Annotated in this window: 16 protein-coding genes; 12 read left to right on the forward strand and 4 right to left on the reverse strand. The window is 37.6% G+C overall.

Features of this window, described 5'->3' with window-relative positions; all coding sequences use genetic code 11:
- The first annotated feature begins 1 nt into the window (after position 1).
- The 4 genes from Q3Y49_RS14420 to Q3Y49_RS14435 all read left to right on the forward strand — a co-directional run bounded on the left by Q3Y49_RS14420 (position 2) and on the right by Q3Y49_RS14435 (position 5,445).
- Positions 2–1,471 carry a RagB/SusD family nutrient uptake outer membrane protein gene (locus Q3Y49_RS14420; RefSeq protein WP_303269097.1) on the forward strand — a complete coding sequence of 490 codons (1,470 nt, stop codon included), beginning with the start codon at positions 2–4 and terminating at the stop codon, positions 1,469–1,471.
- Between the two features lie 39 nt (positions 1,472–1,510).
- On the forward strand, positions 1,511–2,455 hold the full coding sequence (locus Q3Y49_RS14425) for a PKD domain-containing protein (RefSeq protein WP_303269098.1): 945 nt from the start codon (positions 1,511–1,513) through the stop codon (positions 2,453–2,455).
- A gap of 80 nt (positions 2,456–2,535) precedes the next feature.
- Positions 2,536–3,987 carry a glycoside hydrolase family 30 protein gene (locus tag Q3Y49_RS14430; RefSeq protein ID WP_303269099.1) on the forward strand — a complete coding sequence of 484 codons (1,452 nt, stop codon included), beginning with the start codon at positions 2,536–2,538 and terminating at the stop codon, positions 3,985–3,987.
- Positions 3,988–3,996: 9 nt separating this feature from the next.
- Entirely contained in the window at positions 3,997–5,445 is a 1,449-nt protein-coding gene (locus Q3Y49_RS14435; RefSeq protein WP_303269100.1) for a glycoside hydrolase family 30 protein, read from the forward strand.
- Between the two features lie 37 nt (positions 5,446–5,482).
- On the opposite strand, the gene Q3Y49_RS14440 is transcribed toward Q3Y49_RS14435, so the two are convergent.
- Genes Q3Y49_RS14440 through Q3Y49_RS14450 form a run of 3 tightly spaced genes read right to left on the reverse strand, consistent with a single transcriptional unit; the run spans position 5,483 to position 6,401 of the window.
- Positions 5,483–5,863, reverse strand: a complete 381-nt coding sequence (locus Q3Y49_RS14440) for a hypothetical protein (RefSeq protein WP_303269101.1) — start codon at positions 5,861–5,863, stop codon at positions 5,483–5,485.
- Positions 5,860–6,105, reverse strand: coding sequence for a hypothetical protein (locus tag Q3Y49_RS14445; RefSeq protein ID WP_303269102.1), 246 nt, complete (start codon positions 6,103–6,105; stop codon positions 5,860–5,862). The genes Q3Y49_RS14440 and Q3Y49_RS14445 overlap by 4 nt, the downstream gene beginning before the upstream one ends.
- Positions 6,106–6,140: 35 nt before the next feature.
- On the reverse strand, positions 6,141–6,401 hold the full coding sequence (locus tag Q3Y49_RS14450) for a Y-family DNA polymerase (protein ID WP_303269103.1): 261 nt from the start codon (positions 6,399–6,401) through the stop codon (positions 6,141–6,143).
- A gap of 317 nt (positions 6,402–6,718) precedes the next feature.
- Here Q3Y49_RS14450 and Q3Y49_RS14455 point away from each other — a divergent pair, with 317 nt between their 5' ends.
- The 6 genes from Q3Y49_RS14455 (at position 6,719) to trhA (ending at position 13,005) form a co-directional block, all read left to right on the forward strand.
- The gene (locus Q3Y49_RS14455; RefSeq protein ID WP_303269104.1) at positions 6,719–8,599 is read left to right on the forward strand and encodes a CBS domain-containing protein; all 1,881 of its coding nucleotides are present in this window, start codon (positions 6,719–6,721) and stop codon (positions 8,597–8,599) included.
- 69 nt (positions 8,600–8,668) lie between these two features.
- Positions 8,669–9,775: a M14 family metallopeptidase gene (locus Q3Y49_RS14460; protein WP_303269105.1), complete on the forward strand. Its 1,107-nt coding sequence runs from the start codon at positions 8,669–8,671 to the stop codon at positions 9,773–9,775.
- Between the two features lie 247 nt (positions 9,776–10,022).
- Complete coding sequence (gene sqr, locus Q3Y49_RS14465) at positions 10,023–11,330, forward strand: type III sulfide quinone reductase, selenoprotein subtype (protein ID WP_303269106.1); 1,308 nt, start codon at positions 10,023–10,025, stop codon at positions 11,328–11,330.
- A gap of 15 nt (positions 11,331–11,345) precedes the next feature.
- On the forward strand, positions 11,346–11,657 hold the full coding sequence (locus tag Q3Y49_RS14470) for a TusE/DsrC/DsvC family sulfur relay protein (protein WP_303269107.1): 312 nt from the start codon (positions 11,346–11,348) through the stop codon (positions 11,655–11,657).
- 18 nt (positions 11,658–11,675) lie between these two features.
- A complete protein-coding gene (locus Q3Y49_RS14475; RefSeq protein ID WP_303269109.1) occupies positions 11,676–12,200 on the forward strand; it encodes a DsrE/DsrF/DrsH-like family protein in 525 nt (174 codons plus the stop codon).
- Between the two features lie 124 nt (positions 12,201–12,324).
- Positions 12,325–13,005: a PAQR family membrane homeostasis protein TrhA gene (gene trhA / locus Q3Y49_RS14480; RefSeq protein ID WP_303269110.1), complete on the forward strand. Its 681-nt coding sequence runs from the start codon at positions 12,325–12,327 to the stop codon at positions 13,003–13,005.
- A gap of 509 nt (positions 13,006–13,514) precedes the next feature.
- On the opposite strand, the gene Q3Y49_RS14485 is transcribed toward trhA, so the two are convergent.
- Complete coding sequence (locus tag Q3Y49_RS14485) at positions 13,515–13,703, reverse strand: hypothetical protein (RefSeq protein ID WP_303269111.1); 189 nt, start codon at positions 13,701–13,703, stop codon at positions 13,515–13,517.
- 53 nt (positions 13,704–13,756) lie between these two features.
- Here Q3Y49_RS14485 and Q3Y49_RS14490 point away from each other — a divergent pair, with 53 nt between their 5' ends.
- Together Q3Y49_RS14490 and Q3Y49_RS14495 are read left to right on the forward strand one after the other, a co-directional pair.
- Positions 13,757–14,131, forward strand: coding sequence for a phosphomannose isomerase type II C-terminal cupin domain (locus tag Q3Y49_RS14490; RefSeq protein ID WP_303269112.1), 375 nt, complete (start codon positions 13,757–13,759; stop codon positions 14,129–14,131).
- A gap of 118 nt (positions 14,132–14,249) precedes the next feature.
- Entirely contained in the window at positions 14,250–16,364 is a 2,115-nt protein-coding gene (locus tag Q3Y49_RS14495) for an acetate--CoA ligase family protein (RefSeq protein WP_303269113.1), read from the forward strand.
- Positions 16,365–16,479 lie beyond the last annotated feature (115 nt).

Consider the following 16,479-nt stretch of genomic DNA (forward strand, 5'->3'; position numbering starts at 1 on the left):
AATGAAGAATTTAATCAATATCGTTTTGTTTTCAGGTCTGATTGTAAGCATTTCTGCTTGTGAGGATTATTTAGATCTTTCACCTATATCTGAAGAAACAAGTGAAGTGGCCTATGAAAATGCAAGTCAAATAGAAGCAGCCCTAACAGGAGCTTATGAATCATTTCAGGCAGAATATTATGTCTGGGACAATGTCTTATTTCAAGATGTTCGTGCTGATAACCATTATGCAGGTGGTGACAATCCAGAGATTTTTCAAATTGATTGGCTGGAAGTTAGTCCTACCAATTCCAGATTGTTTACCAACTGGTCAAACATCTATAATGCCATTGCCAAGGCTAATATAGTAATAGAAAAGGCGCCTCTAGTAACTGATCCAAAGCTAAGTGAGGAAAGAAGAACTCAGATCATTGGAGAAGCTCATTTCTTACGTGCCTATCATTACTATACACTGGTTAATTTATGGGGTGGAGTACCATTAGTATTAAATTTCACTAGCTCTGCAGCACCTGAGGATACTCAACTTCCTAGATCAACTAAGGAAGAGGTTTTTGAACAAATCCTAAAGGATTTAGCTATTTCTATTGAAAGTCTACCTGATAGTTATGGTTCAGATGCATCAGTAAATAAAGCAAGAGCAAGTTTCGGAGCCGCAAATGCATTAGCTGCTAAAGCTTCTTTACAAAGACCAAACCCAGATCCAGAGGCAGCACTTGATTATATCAATGCTGTGGAAAATAGTAGTGCATCATACCAATTAATCCCATACAGCCAATTATTTGATGGTAATAACTATAACAATGCTGAATCCATTTTGGAAGCACAATATCTAGGTGGAAATGAAGGGAATTTTGGCCCGCAATTAGTGCTGCCTCCGTCTATATCAGGAGATTCTTGGAGAAAATTTATCACGCCTTCACATGATTTAGTAGAAGCTTTTGACAGTGAAAATGATTCCATTCGAAAAAATGCTACAATCCTTTTCGAAACAGTGAATTGGGTTGATGAATATTGGGGTAATTCCCCTGGTAGTGAAGTGCCATTTGCTTATAAATGGAAAAGTGCTGATGGCTGGGCTAGTTCAAACCGACCTTATTTACTCCGATTTGGAGATATTGTTCTTCTAAAAGCAGAAGCCTTAGCCAGGCTCAATAGATTGGGTCAGGCTGCCACAGAAGTTAACAGAATCAGAGATAGAGCCAACTTGCCAGATTTATCGGCCTCGGTAGAAGCAAATCAGGAAAATATGCTAGCCGCAATCTTGAAGGAACGAAGACTGGAGCTTGCACAAGAAAGTGAAAGATGGAATGACTTAGTCCGATTTGGCGAGGTAGTAAATGTTATGAATAATCTCGATGAAATTGATTTGAGAACAGGTGAGCCCACCAATTATCAAATGACTCAAGACAAAATACTTTTACCTATACCCCAAGAAGAGCTGGATAGAAATCCGAATTTAGATCAAAATTAAAATAAATGAAGAATATTTTTTAACTCAAATACTATGAAAATGATTAACTACTCAAAAAACGCAATTTACAAGATAGCTTTAATGCTATTCGCTTCCTTTTTAATGCTTTCATGTGATGAAGACCCTGAAACTCCAACGGTTGAAGAACCTTTTGCAGACTTCTCCTTGGAAGTAGATGAAGCAAACACCTTGACCGTAAACTTTACGAATTCTTCCATCGATGGAGAAAGCTACAGTTGGGATTTTGGTGATGATTCAGGAACCTCAACAGAGGAAAACCCTTCATATACTTACGCAGCTAGTGGGACTTATACAGTTGAACTAACTGTAACAAACTCTGCTGGATCATCCAGTAGTACAGAAGAGGTTACGGTTTCCGGCTTTGGTCCTAACTTATTAACTAATGGCGATATGGAGGCTGAAAATGGATGGACTTCAAGACCTCTATGGACAGCTGAAGATAATGCAACTAACCACAGATATGAGGATGGGGCATTTATATTTCAAAATGCTGAAAATCCAGATGGTGGATTCTACCAGTGGTCAAACCATGCCTTTTTTCAAGAAGTTGAATTAACAGCTGGAAGCACCTATCAATTTAACGCTCAGGTGAGTAGCACTTCTGGTACTATGGCGACATGGTTTGAAGTATATTTGGTTAAAGAAGAACCAGTCAATGAAGACAATATTGGAGGCGATGCAACTCAACTGGCTATCAAAAGCTTTGGAGAAGGCGAAAACTGTACAGCCACAGAATTTAGCGGAAGCATATTAGAAATAGCAGCAGAGTGCTCTGGAATTAATGATTTTCCACTATTGATCGATGAGGATGGATATTTCACAGTTTCTGAGGGTGACTTATCTGCCAATGGTACTTTATTCCTAGTATTCAAAGCGGGTTCTGGTTTTGCTCCTGAAGGAGAAACTGCAGGATTTAGGGATGGTCTAATTTTAGATGATGTTGTAATTAAAGAAGTTCTATAAATTTTCATAATAGTAAAAGTGTAATAAATAGGGGAGAGAGTAGTCGTTTTCTCTCCCCTTTATTCCTTAAATATCACTTTATGTTCAAGTTTAAAACAATATTCCTATTTTTATTTAGTATTCCTTTATTGACACAATGCAAGGAGCAAGCAGATGAAACATTTGAACCTCCTAAAGTTGATGAACCAACAGTTGAAATTCCGGAAGTAGAACAATGGCTTACTACAGCCAACCAATCAAATCTGCTTTCCAAGCAAAGTGAATCCATAATGGCCTATGAAGCTGATCTTGCTACTGAGATTACGGTCGATTCTGGAACTGAATACCAATCAATTGACGGTTATGGTTTTGCTGTCACTGGTGGAAGTGCTCAGCACCTTAGTATTATGAGCGATGCTGCTCGAAGGGACCTGTTGAACGAATTATTTGGATTAGGTAAAGACCAAGTCGGGATGAGTTTCATCAGGATAAGCCTTGGAGCTTCTGACCTCAATCAAGCTCCGTATACCTATAATGACTTGGGGACGGGACAAACTGATCTTAATCTTGAGCAATTCTCATTGCAAAAAGATGAGGAACAACTTATCCCGCTCTTGAAAGAGATAGTGGAGATTAACCCAGAGATGAAAATCATGGCTTCTCCATGGTCTGCACCAGCCTGGATGAAAGAAAATAAGTCTTTGAAAGGTGGTTCGCTTGCAGCACAATATCATGATGTTTATGCCGCTTATCTGCTACGCTATATTGAAGAGATGCAAGAGCATGGAATATCGGTAGAGTACTTAACAGTTCAAAACGAGCCTTTGCATGACGGTAATAATCCAAGTATGTATATGGAAGCAGATCAGCAAACTGATTTTGTGAAAAATAGTCTAGGTCCTTTGTTTGCAGAAAATAATATGAGCACAAAACTGATCATTTATGATCACAATCCGGATCGTATTGACTATCCGCTAACAGTATTAAATGATGCGGATGCTAAGCAGTATGTTGATGGATCAGCTTTTCATCTGTATGGAGGAGATGTTGACCAATTGTCAGTAGTGCGCAATGCTCATCAAGACAAAAATATATATTTTACTGAACAGTGGTTTGGCGCTCCGGGAAATTTTAGCGAGGACCTCAAATGGCATATCCGTGAAGTAGTGATAGGAAGTCAGAGAAACTGGAGTAAAAACGTTATAGAATGGAATCTATCGTCAAATTCATCTTTGACTCCGCATACTGATGGAGGCTGCTCGCAATGTCTGGGTGGAATTACAATCGATGGTGATCAAGTAACTAGAAATGCTGGCTACTATGTCATTGCACATGTTTCTAAATTTGTAAGACCTGGAGCAGTCAGAATCGCAAGCAATTACCACCATGATCTGCCTAATATCGCATTTTTAACTCCTGAAAATAAGGTGGTATTACTAGTACTTAACAATACTGATAGCCCCCAATCCTTTAATGTGAAAAATGGAGAAAAAAGCTTTTCCACCCGATTGGATTCTGGAGCAGTAAGTACTTACATTATTGATAATAACTAATACATAAGCATGCATTTACTAATTTCATTTATTTTGATTTCCGCATTATCGATTGGAAATCAAGATGTAACTCAGCGCCATTTATCAGATTCATCAAAAGAGATTAAGGCGAAAGTTTATACAACAGCTAAAAATACAGATTTGCGACTAACGGAAACTCAAACGCTTGAATTCTCAATGGGTGAGCAACCTTTAGAAACAGAATTATCCATTTTTGTAAATCCTGATAAATCTTTCCAAACATTTATTGGAATAGGAGGCGCAATCACAGATGCTTCAGCAGAGGTATTTGCTAAATTATCAGAAGACAAACAGGAAGAGTTATTGGATGCCTATTATTCCACTGAAGGAATCAATTACTCTTTGTTAAGGACAACCATTCATAGCTGTGATTTCAGCGAAGAATCCTACACTTATGTGGAAGAAGGAGATGGAGATTTGAAGACATTTTCAGTAGCACCTGATGAAGAATTTCGCATTCCCATGATCAAAAGGGCGATTTCTAAAGCAGGAGGAGAGTTACTGACCTATGTTAGTCCCTGGAGTCCGCCAGCTTTCATGAAAACAAATGGCAACATGCTAAAAGGAGGGAAGTTGAAGCCGGAATTTTATGATTCATGGGCTTTATATTATGCCAAATTTATTAAAGAATACGAGAAAAGGGACATTCCTATCTGGGGTCTTACAATTCAAAATGAACCGATGGCTACCCAAAGATGGGAATCTTGCATTTACACAGCAGAAGAAGAACGAGATTTTTTAAAGAATCACTTGGGACCGACATTGGAAAATGAAGGATTAGGAGATAAAAAAATCATTGTTTGGGACCATAATAGGGATCTGATCGTCAACAGGTCTAATACGATTTTAGGAGATCCAGAAGCCGCAAAATATGTTTGGGGAATGGGCTTTCACTGGTATGAGACCTGGACGGGAAGTGAGCCTCTATTCGATAATTTGAAAAGTGTAAAAGAGTCTTTTCCTGATAAGCAATTAATCTTTACAGAAGGTTGCAACGAAGCCTTTGACGCTGAAAAGTATCAGTTTTGGCCTAATGCCGAACGCTACGGAAACTCCATGATCAATGACTTTAACAGTGGTACTGCCGCGTGGACGGATTGGAACATTTTGCTTGATGAAAATGGAGGGCCGAATCATGTCGGGAATTTCTGTTTTGCACCAATACATGCTGATCTTCAAACTGGTGAATTGATCAAAACTCCTTCGTACTACTATATTGGTCATTTCTCAAAATTTATTCAACCTGGTGCGAAAAGAATTAGTACCACCGCTAGTAGGAGTATGCTCGAAGCTACCACCTTTCAAAATGAAAATGGACAAATGGCCACAGTCGTTATGAATAGCACTGATGAAGAGATTAACTATCAGCTATATGTTGGAAAGCAAAAAAGCAAGCTAACTATCCAGGCGCATGCAATGCAAACGATAGTTTATTAATTTGAAATTTATTGGGTTTGATTATAGGGCTATGGCCCTATCTTCTTCCCCCAATAGACAACTGATTTTTCATTTCCTTTTTCTCATCATACTTACCGGACACCGCTTTTTTGCCATACAATTCATCCAACTCCTCCTGATTAGGATAGGGCGCTCGGGAAGTGTAGCTATGGGCCACACGCATATTATTCCAAATATGATTATCCGGTCTGCTTTCATCGCTAAAACGAGGATCTGGAATCATCGGAAGTTTTTCCATTTTCTGAATTTCAACGCTAGGAAAATCATAATCCACCACCACTTTTCCCAGCAATAAATAGCAACCTAATCCTGTGAAAGGATATTTGTTGAGTGATGCAGGAAAATGAACCGTATCAAAGTAGTCCCCATAAACATCAATCCAAGTCCCAAAATTCATTTTGTTTTACCGTCTTTATTCACAATAGGCACATCTTTATTGGAAATTAAATAGCCCAGCATTTTCACGATTTTTCCTTTGTTCTGTAATAATTCATTACATTTTTCGTCTTTTTTAAAGCTTTTAGTGTCTGCAATATCAATGCCTTTATTTTCCTTTACAATCTCTACTGCCTCTTTAATATGTCCCAAGCCCCTTTGTGAAAGAATATCAATTTTTTCCAAATGAAAAGCTTCTGCCATGTACAAATCTATTTCACAGGTAGGACTGTTAGGATTTAATTCACGATGTCAGAATATTTAGTGAATAAGTCAAAATCTCCCTTCAATAATACCGCATCAGGACATCTTTGCAGCGCTACACGGGTAGGCATACCTTTTTGTAAATCATATTTTTTAGCCTCAGCAGAAGCAGAAGCAACTATTCCACGGTTATTTAGGAGACCAATGATCAAAGGCTTACCTTTGAGATCGGGAAGCTTCAATAAGGTGCAATTGATGAAATACGCATCTAAATCTATGTGAGCAATCTGTCTCATTGGATACTAAATATAATACAAACGCTAATTTTATTAGCTAATGTTTTGCTAAATGATTTTTGATCTACGAAGTTCTTCTCTCAAGCGAGAGTATATATCAAAGTGACTAATGCTAAGTATAAAAAAGCATACATATTGAAAGGTGGGGGCATCTCGATTATTAGATTAGAATGGTCTAAATATCTTCTTCTCTATCTAATCGGACCTTCGATTTAGACTCTTTTGATCAGCCACTTCATCAGATTTTTTTCAGGATTTCTTTTTTATTTAGTTTTTAACTAAATTCATTTAAGTCAAGGTATTAATCTGTATCAACAATGGGTGAACAAAACGTAAACTTAGATTTAAATAATGCTCTTCGAACTTCATTTATAGAACACTTGCTCACCGACATCAAGTCGCTTGAGAAAATGCTTGATCAAGGCCTAATTGAAGACGATATTACTAGGATAGGAGCAGAGCAAGAGTTTTGCCTTGTTAATAAAAACTGGCGGCCTTCCCAAAAGGCAGTAGAAATTCTGGAAGCTATCAATGATCCTCATTTTACCACGGAGTTGGCACGTTACAACCTTGAAATAAATCTTGATCCAATCAAATTAGAGGGCAAATGCTTTAGCGAGTATGAAAAAAGCCTCGATCTCTTACTAAAAAAAGCAGCAGTTTCAGCAGAAGAGAAAGAAAATCGAGTGATTTTGGCTGGTATATTACCTACTATTTCAAAGAATGAGTTAGGAATGGATTTCATGACTCCTAGCCCCCGGTATTACGCTCTTAATGATACCATAAAGGCACATCGTGGTAAAGATATTGATCTACGAATCAGAGGGATTGACCAATTATCGATCATACACGATTCTGTGCTATTTGAAGCATGTAACACTAGCTTTCAAATGCACTTACAAATTGCACCTGACGACTTTATATCCAGTTACAACTGGGCACAAGCAATTTCAGGACCTTTGTTAAGCATATGCTGTAATTCACCTTTGCTTCTAGGTCGTGAATTGTGGAGTGAAACCCGTATTGCGCTTTTTCAGCAAAGTATTGACACCAGAAGCTCATCTTTTGCCCTCAAAGATCAAAGAGCAAGAGTTACTTTTGGAAATGCATGGGTATCAGGATCTATTGCAGAAATATTTAAGGATGACATTGCTCGATATAAACTATTAATCGCCAGAGAAATTGAGCAAAACTCTTCGGAGGAATTAGCCAAAGGGAACACTCCTAAGCTCCAGGCGCTCAATTTACATAATGGTACCATTTATCACTGGAATAGGTGTTGCTATGGAGTAGGAAACGGCAAAGCGCATGTCAGAATAGAAAATAGATATATACCAGCCGGTCCAACAGTAAAAGATGAAATAGCAAATTTTGCCTTTTGGATCGGTATGATGATGGGGAGACCGAAAGAATTTGATGATATGGCGGCTGTGATGGAATTCAGAGATGCGAAATCAAACTTTATTAAGGCCGCACGTACTGGTAAAGAATCTGTATTGCGATGGAAAGGAGAGCAATATTCTGCTAGAGACCTCATCACCAAAGAGCTTTTACCAATAGCTTATAAGGGGTTAGAACGTGCAAAAATAGCGAAGGAGGATATTGAGTATTATTTGGGAATTATTGAGGAGCGAGTGGCCAAAGAAACTGCTTCTCGATGGTGTATCCGTAATTATCGAAAGTTAAAGGAGAAACATAAGAAAGATGACGCACTACTCATGCTGACGAAAGCAATGCATGCCAACCAGAAGATAGGTCATGTATCTCATGAATGGCCAGAGGTGGACCCTTGTTTGGAAGCACATGAGGCTGCTTATATGGCTGCACATATTATGAGTACAGAGCTTTTTACAGTTACCGAAAATGATCTTGCCGATTTGGCCACAAGTGTCATGCTGTGGAAAAACATTCATCATCTTCCTGTGGAAAATAAAAAAGGAGAACTATGTGGCTTACTTACTTGGTCACATCTCGAAAAATATAGAAAAGACGTAGGCAATACCGAAGGTTTGCCCGTTTCGGAAATTATGACTAAGAATATCATTACCGTCAGACCAGAAACTACGATAGATAGCACACTGAAGATCATGAAGAAAAATAGCATTGGTTGTGTTCCCGTTACCCATGACCAGCACATGGTCGGAATTATTACTATTGATGATATACTACCCTATGATAATGAGAAAAGTGTACAGTAAAGCACTTGAGCAAACCATAGAGATCGATCGTTTTATAGGTAAAATCAGATCAACCCGTGAGGGCCTTCCGTGATTTTTATAGGAGGGATACACGGCAATGAGCCTGCTGGAGTCCTAGCCTTAGATCGCATGATGTCGTTTTTACAAAGCAAGAACATTCCTCTAAATGGAAATCTTTATGCTCTCGCGGGAAGTCTATGGGCTCTAGAGAATGGGGAAAGATACCATAAGCATGATCTGAATCGATTATGGACGAAGGATAGATTGCTTCAAATACAAGAAGGAGAAATAGCGATTGAAGATCAAGACACTATCGAACAGATCGAATTATATGAATGTATTAAGAACATTATAGCTCAGGATGAGGGCCCATTTTATTTTATTGATCTTCATACCACTTCCTGCGAAACCAGTCCGTTCATCGTAATGAACGATAGCTTGTTGAATAGACGATTCACTAGTCTATATCCATTGCCTTCTATACTGGGAATTGAAGAATACCTTGAAGGACCTGTACTTAGCTATATTAATGAATTAGGTTATGTGGCTTTTGGTTTTGAAGCAGGCCAACATGACGATGAAGCCTCAATTGACTTTCATTATGCTTTTTGCATGTTATCACTGCAGTTTACAGGCCTTATAGAAAAAAAGGCTATTGATATAAATGATTATTACGATAAGCTTTTAAGTAGTAGTGTAGTTAAGAGAGATTTCTTTGAGATTTTGTACAGATATGAAATCAATCCGGGTGAAGATTTTAAAATGTTGCCAGGATTTGTCAATTTCGAAGCAATCAAAAAGGGACAAAAACTAGCTATAAGCGATAATCAGTCAGTCTTAGCTGAAACCAGATCTAGAATATTTATGCCATTGTATCAGGCTAAGGGCTCCGAAGGCTTCTTTGCTATAAAAAAAGTGTCACTCTTTGCCCTTAAACTATCAGCAGTTTTACGAAATATAGGCCTGGATAGGCTATTGGGTTACCTACCGGGAGTATCCTATGAAAAGCAGTCCACATTAAGGGTAAATAGAAAAATTGCTCGATTTTTCACGAAAGACTTCTTTCATCTACTGGGCTATAGGAGTAAGGTGCTGGATCAAGATCATTACTTGATGAGTAATAGAGAAGCCGCTTCTCGCACAGATGAATATGAACTAGAAACTTGGTTCAAATAGACTTTGGTTTCCGGAGTTTACATACCAGCTTACATAACTTCTGCATTAACCGATGAATTTTTGAGGAGATTTTATGATTTGTAAGTAGGATTTCAAATCATCAATTGTTCAATTACTGTCTTTTATCCTCATTTTTCATTTTACTGACATAGATCATGTTTTTTGCAAATCAATGTCAGCGCATATCAAAAATTAATTCATGAACTTTACTTCATATTTAATTGAAAACCCTCTAAATCGACATATCATGAAAAAGCTATTAATATTAGGAGCAGGCACAGCGGGCACGATGATGCTCAATAAGCTTGATAAAAGAATAGATAAAAAGGAATGGGAAATTACCATTATCGACAAAGATGATACTCATTATTATCAGCCAGGATTCTTGTTCATTCCTTTCGGTATCTACAAACCATCTGATGTAGTGAAAAGCAGAAAAGAGTTTTTTCCAAGAGGGACTAACTTTATTATGGATGAGGTAGAAAAGATAGAAGCCAATAAAAATGAAGTCTTACTTAAAAGTGGGAACAAATTAGATTACGATGTGCTAGTTGTAGCAACAGGTACAACTCCAGTTCCTAGTGAAACAGAAGGTCTAGAAGGCGAGCTTTGGTACAAAGATATATTTGATTTTTACACTTTTGAAGGCACCACACTATTGGCGAAAAAGCTGCGCGATTGGAAAGGTGGTAAATTAGTTATCAATCTAGCCGAGACTCTTATTAAATGCCCGGTAGCTCCTCTAGAATTTGCCTTCCTTGCAGATGCATACTTCACCGAGAAGGGAATGCGAGACAAAGTGGATATTCAATATGTAACGCCACTTTCTGGCGCATTCACAAAACCAATAGCTACTAAAATGTTGAGTCAGCTTATGGAAGAGAAGAATATTCATGTGGTGCCTGATTTCTATCTAGAGCATGTTGACAATGAGAATAAGAAGATCGTTTCTTACGATGGACAAGAAGTAGAATTTGACTTATTGGTTAGTGTCCCAACAAATATGGGTTCTGATATGGTAGAAAACAGCAATATGAGCGATGAAGATGATTTGAACTTTATCCCCACTAACAAGCAAACTCTACAACACAAAGAGCATGAAAACATCTTTGTGATTGGAGATGCAACCAACTTGCCAACCTCTAAGGCTGGCTCTGTTGCACACTTCGAAGGGGAGATTCTGATAGAGAATATCATGAGTTTCATTAAAGGTGAGCCATTGGAAGCCAAGTTTGACGGGCATGCGAATTGTTTTATTGAAACCGGCTTTGGCAAAGCAGCATTAATTGATTTCAATTATACTACTGAGCCTTTACCAGGACAATTCCCACTACCGATTTTAGGTCCTATGGGTTTATTAAAAGAAACCAGAATCAACCATATGGGTAAGCTAGCATTTAAGTGGATATACTGGCATATGCTGTTAACAGGCAAGAGTTTACCAGTAAGCACTAATATGAGTATGACGGGTAAGAAAGCACCTAAGCCAGAAATGGAAAAGCCTCCGGTAGAAAACAAAAAAGAAAAAGTTGAAAAAGAAGAAGTTATATTATAATCAAACATCATAACCATGGACACAATAACAATTAACAACGAAGCAATTAAAGTAAATGAAGAAGGCTATTTCACTGATCCTTCCCAGTGGAATGAGGATATAGCAAAAGAAATGGCCAAGCAGGAAAATATAGAGCTAACAGACAGACATTTTGAAGTTCTTAATTTCTTGAGAACTAAGTATGCGGAGGAAGTTCCACTTTCTATCCGTAAAGTCGGGAAATCCGGCATCGTGGACATCAAGGAATTCTATAAACTTTTCCCAGGTGGACCATTAAAAATATCTAGTAAGATAGCGGGAATACCGAAGCCTGTAAGTTGTGTTTAATCCTTTAAAGAAGAAATCATGGAAGAAATTAAAGAAATGACCACAGAAAAAGTGGTTGCAAAAGAGAAAAAAGAAGTAAAGAAGATAATGGTCATCTGTGCTAGAGGCACATTAGAGGATGTTTATGCAGCACTTATCATGGCGAATGGTGCCTTAGCAGAAGGAAAAGAAGCTAAAATGTTTTTTACTTTCTTTGGACTAGATGCCATTACCAAGAAGAAAGCGGATCACCTCCACACAGCAACAGTAGGTAACCCCGCTTTTATGAGAGGAATGCCTACTATGATAGGAGGATTACCCGGCTTTGAGGCTTTGGCTTCTAGCATGATGAAGAAGGAAATGGATAAGTTGGATATTCCCCCAGTAAGCGAATTTTTCGAAATGATTGAAGCAGGTGGTGGAGAAATATTTGCCTGTAAGTTAGCGGCTGATATGTTTCATCTTAAGAAGGAGGACATGATTCCGGAAGTGAAAGACATCATTACTGTAGGGCAAATGTACGAACTAGCTGAAGGAGAAGGTACGCATATGGTATTTATTTGAGTTCTATCAGAATACATAAGACTAAAATGTCAATTTTACGTTAAAATGATTAATAATGTAGACTTTAAAAGGAAGCAGTGACTTCCTTTTTTTGTTATTCTCAATTAAGTATAGTTGAACTACTGTGAAAACAATTAAAGCACTTGGTTTTGAAGAACCTATCGGATCGTGGACTCATCTCTTGGGTGCTCTTGCTGTTGTCGTGCTCTTAATCTGGCTTTTTAGAAAAGGTGGGGCGGGCAGAAGATACCCTTTACCCATTTTCATTTATGGGCTTTCTTGTATTTTTCTTTTATCAATGAGTGGTGTTTACCATATATTGCCAAGAGCAACTAGCGCTCGCTATGTTTTGAGAATTCTTGACCATGCCGGAATTTTTATTTTAATTTCGGGTACCATCACCTCTGTTCATTTGCTTTTGTTCTCAGGATTTATGAGGTGGGGGATTATCGGCATTGCTTCCATAATTGCCACTATTGGAATTATTTTAAGTGCTATTTATATGAGTATAGTACCAGATATTGTCACGCACATCATTTATTTGGTATTTGGTTGGCTGGGAGTGGTTTCCATTATTGGTCTATTGAAATTAAGAAAGGACATTGTCATTAAGTATTTAATTTATGGAGGGATAGCGTATTCCATTGGTGCCGTTATTGACCTGCTCGGATTTCCAGTGCTTGTAGCTGGTGTTTTGGGGGCACATGAGGTGTTCCATTTTGCCGTATTACTTGGTGCTGCCTTTCACTGGGTCTTCCTGTTAAAAGCAATCCAGACAGTTGAAGCGACTTCTATTAACAAATGATGTATTATAAAATGGGTCAAGCAATAATTCTGGGGATTTAGTATTAGTAGACTAAAATATAGCTATTAATAGAGGAAAACATGAGTTTATAAATATACTGAGTTTAACATAATGGGAATCGTACTGTACCCCTCATCCGCTAGCCAGCGGAAGCTCCCCTAAAACAGGGGAGCAGCTGGTCTGTGCTTAATATTAGCAATATCCTTAATTAAATCCTTTAAATGGGAAACTAAATGAAGTATTCAGATAGTGAATAAAATAGATCAATTTGCTCGAAGCAGCTCCCCTCCTTAAAAAGGAGGGGTGTCCGAAGGACGGGGTGGTTGTAAATAATTAAGTACTCCTCCCCAGAAATTCCGATTGATCCTATAAAATACCAAGGTATAAAAACAGAAGACGGGCATCTAGATTACAATGAACGCCCGCCTCAATTGGTATGTCCTTAGATTTACCAAATGTCAAGTTACAGTTATTCTGGACTCATCTTCATAGCTTATCGCTTATGAGAATCAGATTAAATAAAGCTTCATTCTTCCCAAATCCTTTCCTAAATCGAAAAAGAAGATTTCTGAAATCCGGATTTCATTTAACCCAGCCTTCAAGACTTTCCTTTTATCTCTGGCTTGATGATATAAAGATATTAAGCTTTTAAATCTTAAGCGATGATGTATATCAGCACTATTGATAATTCTTATCATCGACATTTTGAATTTTATTCATGTAATTGAGGAATCAAATAAAGCGAAAAACTATGCTAGTAGATTTTGAAAAATCCAAACTGGAGAAGTACACTGAAAAGCGTCCTTGGGGTAATTTTGAGCAATTTACTCATAATGAAAATAGTACTGTTAAATTAATTAATGTTGATGCTCATGCTGAACTTAGTTTACAGTACCATAAAAATAGAAGCGAATTCTGGAAAGTTATAGAAGGCTCTCCAGTTATTTTGATAGGAGATAAAAAAGTGACAGCCAGCAAAGGCGATGAGTTTTTTATACCCGCATTAACCCATCATCAGATTATAACCCACGAAAAACCAGCATGCATTTTAGAAATTGCATTTGGTGAATTTGATGAAAATGACATCATCAGAATTAAGGATAAATATAATAGAGTTAAAAAATAAATAGGTGGAAAGGATTCATTCAAGATCAATGGAAATATAAAAGTTGCTTTCAAATACGGAAATTGAGTTTTTAAAAATGTATTGAAAAATTAAACATATTGCATTCATTATTAGGTAGATGAGCTTTAAAAAGAAACAATTCGAACGATTATTCTATCCAAAACAAGTAGCTATTATTGGCGCATCAACCAAAGTCAATAAAGTGGGCTATGCTTTATTAAAGAACATCTTGGATACAGCTTATAAGGGTGATGTATTTCCAATTAATAATGATGCCAAGCAAATTCTAGGAATTAAAACCTATCAGAACATTAGTGAAATAAAGCATTCCATTGACCTCGCAATTATCGCTGTGGCTGCACCGATTGTTCCTAAAATTTTAAGTGACTGTCAAAAGAAAGGAATTCAAGCATTCATCATCATTTCAGCTGGTTTTAAAGAAACAGGTTTAGCAAGTGGTCAATTGTTGGAGCAACAATTAGCAAATTTCATATCTGAACATGATTTATTAGTTATTGGCCCCAATTGCTTGGGTATTATCAATACGGATACAAACACGAGCTTAAATGCCACTTTTGCTAGAGCGATACCTCCACGAGGCAATATTGCTTTTATTTCCCAAAGTGGTGCAATAGGGATTCATGCATTAGAATTTGCAGATAAGCACGATATAGGATTTAGCAAGTTTGTCACTATTGGTAATAAATCTGCTGTGGATGAAAATGATCTAATAGAATATTTTTACAATGATCCGCAAACGAAGGTGATTTTACTATACTTGGAGAGCTTTGCAGATGGAATTCGCTTCCGAGAAATAGTAAAAAGAAACAATAGAAAAAATAGAAAGCCTATCATACTTCTAAAATCAGGGAGAAGCGAAAGTGGTAAAAAGGCGGCACTTTCTCATACCGGTGCTTTGGCAGGTGAGGATGGGATGATTTCTTATTTTCTAGAGGATTGTGGCGTAATAAGGGTCAATACTATGGAAGAAATGTTTAATACTGCTATGATCATGGCCAACCAGCCAGTCCCAGGTGGTAATAAGTTATTGGTGGTCACTAATGCTGGCGGTCAGGGAATAATGGCCATGGATAGTGCAGAAAAAAACCATCTTAAAATTGCCGAACTAACAGAAGACCTGCAGCAAGAATTAAAAAAGATTCTTCCAGCTGCCGCATCGGTTAAAAACCCTATAGATATTTTGGGTGACGCTGCTGCTGACAGATATAAGGACAGCCTGAAGATTTTGATGGAATCAAATATCTTTGACTTATTATTAATCATATGCACTCCACAGTTTATGACGCAGAGAGTCGCAATTTTACAAGATTTAAAATCACTCATTGAGAAGGCAAGAAACAGGAAAATACCCATTGCGGCAGTTTTTCCGGCTGTAAAAGATGAAGCGGTTAACAAGTTGTTTGATGAATATGATTTGCCTAATTATGAATTTCCGGAGCAAGCTGTGAAAGCACTCTCTTATTCTTCAAATTACGGACAGTTTGCAGTTGGTAAGGAAATAAGTACCTCCCAGAAATTAGCGGAAAGGAAATATTCAACTATCAAAAAGCAAATAGATGAATTAAAAATAGCTGGAGCTCGCTATTTCAATGAGATTCAAAGCTATAACTTATTGAAAGTACTTGGCCTACCTATAGCCCCTTATAAAGTTGTAACTAATTTAAAGCAAGCCCTTGAGACAAGCAAAGTAAAGTATCCTATGGTTGCCAAAATTGTGGCAAAAGGAGTTATTCACAAGTACGATATAGGAGGAGTAATAGTGAATATTGAGAACAAAAAAGAACTAATAGAAGCCTTTGGCAAAGTATCAAATTGTGTCTCAACAGACCGTTTTCAAGGCGTAGTGCTTCAAAGTATGGTAAAAGAAGGCGTGGAGCTTATCATGGGAATTAAGTACCATGAGGGTTTTGGGCATGCCATCATGTTTGGACTAGGGGGAACAAGAGTAGAAATCCTTCAGGATGTAAGCTTTGGCATGGCGCCATTGTCCAAAGAAAAAGCACTTCAAATGATTCAGTCCATAAGAGGGATTAAACTTTTAGAAGGCTACAGATCTCAGCCTCCCGTAAACAAGGAGGGATTAGCAGATGTGCTGCTTAAACTATCGGATATTGTTTATAATTTCCCGGAAATAAGTTCTTTGGATCTCAATCCTGTTTTTGCTTCTGAAAAAGAGATCATAGTTGCAGATGCCAGGATATTCATCAAATGAGTGCTCAAACGCTACATTAAAAAGCTATGAAAAACCATCAATTGAGCAGGGGCTTTCCTTTGTAGCCTCTCGATACAAATCATTCATTTTCGTGATTTATGTCATAATATGAGTC

Source organism: Marivirga harenae (assembly GCF_030534335.1).
GTDB lineage: Bacteria > Bacteroidota > Bacteroidia > Cytophagales > Cyclobacteriaceae > Marivirga > Marivirga harenae.

Excerpts from the sequence above, each read along its gene's own strand:
- Q3Y49_RS14420 (WP_303269097.1), top strand. The coding sequence starts at position 2 with ATGAAGAATTTAATCAATATCGTTTTGTTTTCAGGTCTGATTGTAAGC.
- Q3Y49_RS14425 (WP_303269098.1), top strand. The coding sequence starts at position 1,511 with ATGATTAACTACTCAAAAAACGCAATTTACAAGATAGCTTTAATGCTA.
- Q3Y49_RS14430 (WP_303269099.1), top strand. The coding sequence starts at position 2,536 with ATGTTCAAGTTTAAAACAATATTCCTATTTTTATTTAGTATTCCTTTA.
- Q3Y49_RS14435 (WP_303269100.1), top strand. The coding sequence starts at position 3,997 with ATGCATTTACTAATTTCATTTATTTTGATTTCCGCATTATCGATTGGA.
- Q3Y49_RS14440 (WP_303269101.1), bottom strand. The coding sequence starts at position 5,863 with ATGAATTTTGGGACTTGGATTGATGTTTATGGGGACTACTTTGATACG.
- Q3Y49_RS14445 (WP_303269102.1), bottom strand. The coding sequence starts at position 6,105 with ATGGCAGAAGCTTTTCATTTGGAAAAAATTGATATTCTTTCACAAAGG.
- Q3Y49_RS14450 (WP_303269103.1), bottom strand. The coding sequence starts at position 6,401 with ATGAGACAGATTGCTCACATAGATTTAGATGCGTATTTCATCAATTGC.
- Q3Y49_RS14455 (WP_303269104.1), top strand. The coding sequence starts at position 6,719 with ATGGGTGAACAAAACGTAAACTTAGATTTAAATAATGCTCTTCGAACT.
- sqr (WP_303269106.1), top strand. The coding sequence starts at position 10,023 with ATGAAAAAGCTATTAATATTAGGAGCAGGCACAGCGGGCACGATGATG.
- Q3Y49_RS14470 (WP_303269107.1), top strand. The coding sequence starts at position 11,346 with ATGGACACAATAACAATTAACAACGAAGCAATTAAAGTAAATGAAGAA.
- Q3Y49_RS14475 (WP_303269109.1), top strand. The coding sequence starts at position 11,676 with ATGGAAGAAATTAAAGAAATGACCACAGAAAAAGTGGTTGCAAAAGAG.
- Q3Y49_RS14485 (WP_303269111.1), bottom strand. The coding sequence starts at position 13,703 with ATGATAAGAATTATCAATAGTGCTGATATACATCATCGCTTAAGATTT.
- Q3Y49_RS14490 (WP_303269112.1), top strand. The coding sequence starts at position 13,757 with ATGCTAGTAGATTTTGAAAAATCCAAACTGGAGAAGTACACTGAAAAG.
- Q3Y49_RS14495 (WP_303269113.1), top strand. The coding sequence starts at position 14,250 with ATGAGCTTTAAAAAGAAACAATTCGAACGATTATTCTATCCAAAACAA.